The sequence below is a fragment of the Kitasatospora sp. NPDC047058 genome (assembly GCF_040643935.1).
Taxonomy (GTDB): Bacteria; Actinomycetota; Actinomycetes; order Streptomycetales; family Streptomycetaceae; genus Kitasatospora.
In genome coordinates this window covers 1-5,949 of record NZ_JBEYVJ010000397.1, presented here as the reverse complement: position 1 = coordinate 5,949, position 5,949 = coordinate 1, and the positions used below count along the sequence as shown (strand labels likewise).

Sequence of the window (5,949 nt, the reverse complement as noted above, 5' to 3'; positions counted from 1 at the left end):
CGGCCGCCGGGGTGCGGGCCCCGGCGGCCGGTGAGGGGGTCGGAGGGAGCCGGCGCGTCAGCCCTCTTCGCCGGCGCGGAGCTTGGCGACGGCCGCCTCCAGGCGGGCGCCGTACTCCTCGTCCGCGGCGTGGAAGTGGGCGAGGTTCTTCTCGACGATGTCGTCGCGGGTCACCTGCGCCAGGAAGCCCGCGATGTTGTCGATCAGGCGAGTCTTCTCGCCCGCCGACATCAGCCGGTAGAGCTCGCCGGCCTGGAAGAAGTCGTCGTCCTTGGTGTGCGCCGGCGTGGTGTAGGTGCCGGTGTAGCCGTCCAGCTTGACCGGCGCGGCGAGCGCGCTGTCGGTCTGGGCGGGGCCGTCGTACGAGTTGGGCTCGTAGTTCTTGCCGCGGCCGGACTTGTTGACGGCGGAGAAGCCGTCCCGGCCGTAGTTGTTCGCCTCGGTGGCGCGCGGGGCGTTCACCGCGAGCAGCGTGTGGTTGACGCCGAGGCGGTAGCGCTGGGCGTCGGCGTAGGCGAACAGCCGGCCCTGGAGCATCTTGTCCGGGGACGGGCCGATGCCGGGCACGAAGTTGTTCGGCGAGAACGCGGACTGCTCGACGTCGGCGAAGACGTTCTCGGGGTTGCGGTTCAGCACCAGGCGGCCGACCTTGACCAGCGGGTAGTCGGCGTGCGGCCACACCTTGGTGAGGTCGAAGGGGTTGAAGCGGTACTCCGCGGCCTCGGCGACCGGCATCAGCTGGACGTAGAGGGTCCAGGACGGGAAGACGCCCCGCTCGATGGCCTGGTGCAGGTCGCGCTGGTGCGAGTCGGCGTCGGCGCCCAGCACCTCGGCGGACTGCTCGCCGTCCAGCGAGCGGATGCCCTGGTTGGTCTTGAAGTGGTACTTCACCCAGTAGGCGTCGCCCTGCCCGTTGACCCACTGGTAGGTGTGCGAGCCGTAGCCGTTCATGTGGCGGTACGAGGCCGGGATGCCGCGGTCGCCGAACAGCCAGGTGATCTGGTGGGTGGAGGCCGGCGAGTGGGACCAGAAGTCCCAGACGTTGTCGGCTTCCTGGACGCCGGTGTACGGGTCGCGCTTCTGCGAGTGGATGAAGTCGGGGAACTTGACCGGGTCCTTGATGAAGAACACCGGGGTGTTGTTGCCGACGAGGTCGTAGTTGCCCTCCTCGGTGTAGAACTTCACCGCGAAGCCGCGCGGGTCGCGGACGGCGTCGCTGGAGCCCAGGTTGCCGGCCACGGTGGAGAAGCGCAGGAACAGCTCGGTGCGCTTGCCGACCTCGGAGAGGAAGGCGGCCCGGGTGTACTGCGAGACCTCGTCGGTCACCTCGAAGTAGCCGTACGCGCCGGAGCCGCGGGCGTGCACGACGCGCTCCGGGATGCGCTCGCGGTTGAACCGGGCCAGCTTCTCCAGGAGCTGCTGGTCCTGGATGAGCAGCGGGCCGTACTCGCCGGCGGACGCCGAGTTCTGGTTGTCGGCGATCGGCGCGCCGGACTCCGTGGTCAGGATCTTGGACATGGAGGGGTCCTTCGGGGTGTCGATGAAGGCGGTGCGGGTGGAGAGGGAGTGACGGTCGCCCGGCGCGGGGTGGCGGAGGCGTCAGATGCCGAGCAGGCGCCAGACGGCGGAGCGGCGGCGGGAGGAGTGCTCGCCGTCCGGGCCGTCGGCCGGGCGGAGCGCGGCGACGGCCTCGGCGGCCGCGGCCCGGTCCGCCAGCGGACGGGCGGCGGCCAGGCCGGCGGCCTCCTCGGCGCCCAGGCCGGCCTCGGTGAGCGCGGTGACGGCCTCGGCGGCCGGGACGGCGTTGAACCAGCGCAGGGCGAGGGCGGCGCGGCCGGCTTCGGTGAGCCGTCCGGTGAGGCGCAGGCGGGCGAGGCCGCCGTCCGGGTAGACGTTGATCCGGACGTGGGTCACCGGGCGGCCGACGTCGAGCCGGAAGCGGTGCCGGGTGTCGGGCTGCAGGCGGGTGCGGGGCAGTATCTCGAACCAGCCGTCACGGTCCTCCGACGGGTCGCCGCCCGTCGAGGCGTCGTAGCCGGCCAGGTCGGCCCAGCCGGGGGCGTTGGCGACGAAGTGGGTGGTGTCCACCTCGGCGGCCAGGACCTCACCGCCCCCGGCCAGGGCGATCTGCACCCAGTCGTTGGCCTTGTCGCGCCGACGCCGGGTCTCCCAGCCCTCGCCCATGACGGAGGCGCGACCGGGAGCGTTCAGGTTGTGCGGGGAGGAGAAGTAGCGGTCGGACGCCGCCTCGGCCACGCCGCCGTACTCCTGGGCGGCCAGGTCGAAGGTGAGGCCGTCCAGCTCGCGCGGGTCGGGCAGCACCTCGCCGTGCACGCGCAGCCGGGCGACGCCGCCGTCCGGGAAGATGTTCAGGCGTACGTGGGTGAAGCGGGTGGCGTCGTCGACGGCGAACTCGTGCGCGGTGTCGCCCTGGAGGGGCGTGCGCGGCAGCAGTTCGACCCACGCGGCCGCGGCCAGCTCCTCCGGCGAGGGGTGGCCCGGGACGGCGGCGGCCTCGACCGAGGCGCTCTCCGGGTAGTTGCCGGTGAAGTGGGCGGTGTCGACGACCAGTCCGCGGACGACGCCGCCGGCGCCGAGCCGGACGATCGTCCAGTCGTGGTCGTCGTCGGTGGGGTGCGGCTGCTCGGCGGAGGTGCCGCGGCGGCGCTTGGACTCCCAGCCGTCCATGATCTGGCCCTTGTGGCCGAAGGTGTGCGGGCGGAACTCGGCGGGCTTGGCGACCAGCAGGTTCTCCGCGTCGGCGAAGGTGTCCTCGTTGGTGGCGACGACGCCGGCGCCGAGCAGCCGGGAGGCCAGGTTGACCAGCTCGGTGAACGGAGCGCTCGGGGTGTTGACGGTGCTCACTGAGACTCCTCAGGACGAGTGATCGGGGCGGGTGGCCGGGCGGGTGATCTGACGGCCGAACGGCTCGGCGGTGACGTCGACGACCCGGCCGCGCAGCCAGGTGGTGCGTACGGCGCCGGTCAGGGTCCGGCCCGCGTACGGGGTGACGGGGTTGCGGTGGTGCAGCTCGGCGGCGTGCACCGCGAACGCGGCGTCGGGGTCGAAGGCGACCAGGTCGGCGTCGTGGCCGACGGCGATGGCGCCCTTGGTGCCGGTGAGGCCGGCCAGGGCGGCCGGACCGCCCGCCATCCAGCGGACCACGTCGGCGAGCGTGTGGCCGCGGCGGCGGGCCTCGGTCCAGATCGCGGGCAGGCCGAGCTGCAGGGAGGCGATGCCGCCCCAGGCCTGGGCGAAGTCCCCGCTGCCGCCGAATTCGGGCAGCAGTTTGAGGTCCGGGGTGGACGGCGAGTGGTCGGAGACGATCGCGATGAACTCGCCGGCCGCCAGGGCCGCCCAGAGCGCGTCGCGGTTGGCCTCGTCGCGGATCGGCGGGCAGCACTTGAAGGCGGTGTCGCCGTCCGGCACCTCCTCGGCCGCGAGGGTGAGGTAGTGCGGGCAGGTCTCGGCGGTCACCCGGACGCCGTCCTCGCGGGCCTGCCGCAGCAGCGGCAGCACGGCGGCGGAGGAGACGTGCAGGATGTGGACCCGGGCGCCGGTGCGGCGGGCGGTGTCCAGCAGCCGGGCGACGGCGGCGGTCTCCGCGTCGGCGGGCCGCGAGGCGAGGAAGTCCCGGTAGTGGACGCCGGGCTGCTGCGGGGCGGCGGCCAGGACGGCGGGGTCCTCGGCGTGGATGATCGCGAGCGCGCCGAGCCGGGCCTGCTCGGCCAGGGCGGCCTCCAGGTCGGCCTGTTCGACGTGCGGGAACTCGTCCACACCGGACGGTGCGAGGAAGCTCTTGAAGCCGAACACGCCTGCGCGGTGCAGCGGTTCGAGGTCGGGCACGTTGCCGGGGACGGCGCCGCCCCAGAAGCCGAGGTCGACCCAGGCCTGGCCCTCGGCGGTCTTGCGCTTGGCCTCCAGCCCGGCCGGGGTGGTGGTGGGCGGGACGGAGTTGAGCGGCATGTCGATGACGGTGGTGACGCCGCCGGCGGCGGCCGCCCGGGTGGCGGTGGCGAAGCCCTCCCACTCGGTCCGGCCGGGCTCGTTGACGTGCACGTGGGTGTCGACCAGGCCGGGGAGCAGGGCGGTGTCGCCGAGGTCGGTCAGATGCTGGTCGCCGGCCAGGAGGGAGCCGTGCGCGGCGACCTGCTCGATCCGCCCGTCCCGGATCAGCACGTCCGCGGGACGCTCGCCGTCCGGCAGCACCACCCGGCGGGAGCGGATCACCGCAGTCTCGCTGAAGGGCATGGGGGACCTCCGAAACCTGAAGAGGGGTGGCCTAGGGAAGAGGGGGTTGGTCGAAGGATTGCCCGGAGCCTAGGGCCGCCTTCAACAAAACGTCAATGGAGGAACGTACGAGGGCAGCGGGTTCCGGTCAGCGGGCCAGGAAGGCCGCCGCCAGCCGCTCCCCCGCGACCTCGGCGAGCTCCGCCGCCCGGGTCATCGAGTCGCCGGGCTGCTCGGCCAGGTCGGTCAGGGCGTACGCGGCGGCGAAGCCGGCGGCCCGCCACTCACGCTCCGACAGTTCCAGCCGCCCCGCCACAGCAGCCACCCGAACCCCCGCCCGGGTGGCCGCCGCGGCAACGCCGGCGGGTGCCTTGCCGTGGAGCGTCTGAGCGTCCAGGCATCCCTCGCCGGTCACGACGAGGCGTGCCCCACGCACGGCCTCGTCGAAACCCAGCAGTTCGAGCATCAGCTCGATGCCGGGTCGCATGGTGGCGCCGAGCAGGGCGAGGGCGGCGAAGCCCACCCCGCCTGCGGCCCCGGCGCCGGGGGCGTTGCGGACGTCCCGCCCGACGGCCTCGCCGACCACGTCGGCGAAGCGGGTCAGGCCCTCCTCCAGGACCACCAGGTCGTCGCCGTCGGCGCCCTTCTGCGGGCCGTAGACGGCGGTCGCGCCGCGCGGGCCGAGCAGCGGGTTGTCCACGTCGCAGGCCACGACGACCTCGACCCCGGTGAGGCCCGGCGCCGATGTCGCGGTCGCCAGCGGGCCGAGGTCGAGCCGGGCCAGCCGGCGCAGGGCGGCCCCGCCGGGCGCCAGCTCGGCGCCGTCGGCGTCCTGCAGCGAGACGCCGAGCCCCTGGAGCATGCCCGCGCCGCCGTCGGTGCAGGCGCTGCCGCCGAGGCCGAGCACGATCCGCTTGGCCCCGAGGCCCACCGCCCGGGCGATCAGCTGGCCGACCCCGTACGAGCCGGCCGCGAGCGGGGCGGTCCGGCCGCCGGGCAGCCGGGCGAGTCCGGAGGACTGCGCCAGCTCGACCACGGCGGTGTCGCCCCGGACGGCGAGCGCGGCGTCCACCGGCAGGCCGGTGGGGCCGGCCACCTTGGCCGGGACACGGGTGAAGCCGGCCGCCAGCGCGGCGGCCAGGGTGCCCTCGCCGCCGTCGGCGACGGGCAGTTCCCGGACGTCGGCGCCGGGCGCGACGCGGCGGATGCCGGCGGCGATCCGGGCGGCGACCTCGGCGCCCTCCAGGGTGCCCTTGAACTTGTCGGGAGCTACGACCACATGGCCCTGGGTGGGGGTGGCGGGCATGGCGTGGGCCTCACTTCCGGACTGGTCTGGCAATGGTTCGTCAAGCATGTGCCCGGGGGTCGGGGGTGCGACCCCCTCCCCGCCGTTCCCCTCGTCCCGCTTCCGACGTACGAGAGGCTCCCCTCGGCGAGGGAGGGGGCCGGGCGACGCGCAACTGGCACGACCGAAGTGCCCCCGACAGGGAGTGCGCGTCACCGGTCTGGTCGATCGGCAGGGGGCGGATGAGCCCCAGCCCGCCTGCCGATCGGGCCTGGCCTCCTGGTGGCGCGGGCACGACCGGATAGGTACACGCCACCAGGAGGAGTCTGTGGGGGGGGGGGGGGCGCGGGGGCGGGCGCCCCCCGGGGGGGGGGGGGGGGGGGCGGCGCCCCGGGGCGGGGGGGGGGGGACCGGCATACGGAGCAGAGCGCCGG

The 5,949-nt window shown here is 74.5% G+C and carries 4 protein-coding genes; all 4 read right to left on the bottom strand.

Features of this window, described 5'->3' with window-relative positions:
- Positions 1-57: 57 nt before the first annotated feature.
- The 4 genes from ABZ885_RS33845 to ABZ885_RS33830 all read right to left on the bottom strand — a co-directional run bounded on the left by ABZ885_RS33845 (position 58) and on the right by ABZ885_RS33830 (position 5,536).
- Positions 58-1,518, bottom strand: coding sequence for a catalase (locus tag ABZ885_RS33845; RefSeq protein ID WP_360197337.1), 1,461 nt, complete (start codon positions 1,516-1,518; stop codon positions 58-60).
- 81 nt (positions 1,519-1,599) lie between these two features.
- A complete protein-coding gene (gene alc, locus ABZ885_RS33840; RefSeq protein ID WP_360197334.1) occupies positions 1,600-2,865 on the bottom strand; it encodes an allantoicase in 1,266 nt (421 codons plus the stop codon).
- A gap of 9 nt (positions 2,866-2,874) precedes the next feature.
- Positions 2,875-4,251 carry an allantoinase AllB gene (gene allB, locus ABZ885_RS33835; RefSeq protein WP_360197331.1) on the bottom strand — a complete coding sequence of 459 codons (1,377 nt, stop codon included), beginning with the start codon at positions 4,249-4,251 and terminating at the stop codon, positions 2,875-2,877.
- A 127-nt stretch (positions 4,252-4,378) separates the two neighbouring features.
- Positions 4,379-5,536: a glycerate kinase gene (locus ABZ885_RS33830; RefSeq protein ID WP_360197328.1), complete on the bottom strand. Its 1,158-nt coding sequence runs from the start codon at positions 5,534-5,536 to the stop codon at positions 4,379-4,381.
- Positions 5,537-5,949 lie beyond the last annotated feature (413 nt).

Bases quoted from the DNA above. Each gene is read 5' to 3' on its own strand.
- ABZ885_RS33845 (WP_360197337.1), bottom strand. From the start codon at position 1,518: ATGTCCAAGATCCTGACCACGGAGTCCGGCGCGCCGATCGCCGACAAC.
- allB (WP_360197331.1), bottom strand. From the start codon at position 4,251: ATGCCCTTCAGCGAGACTGCGGTGATCCGCTCCCGCCGGGTGGTGCTG.
- ABZ885_RS33830 (WP_360197328.1), bottom strand. From the start codon at position 5,536: ATGCCCGCCACCCCCACCCAGGGCCATGTGGTCGTAGCTCCCGACAAG.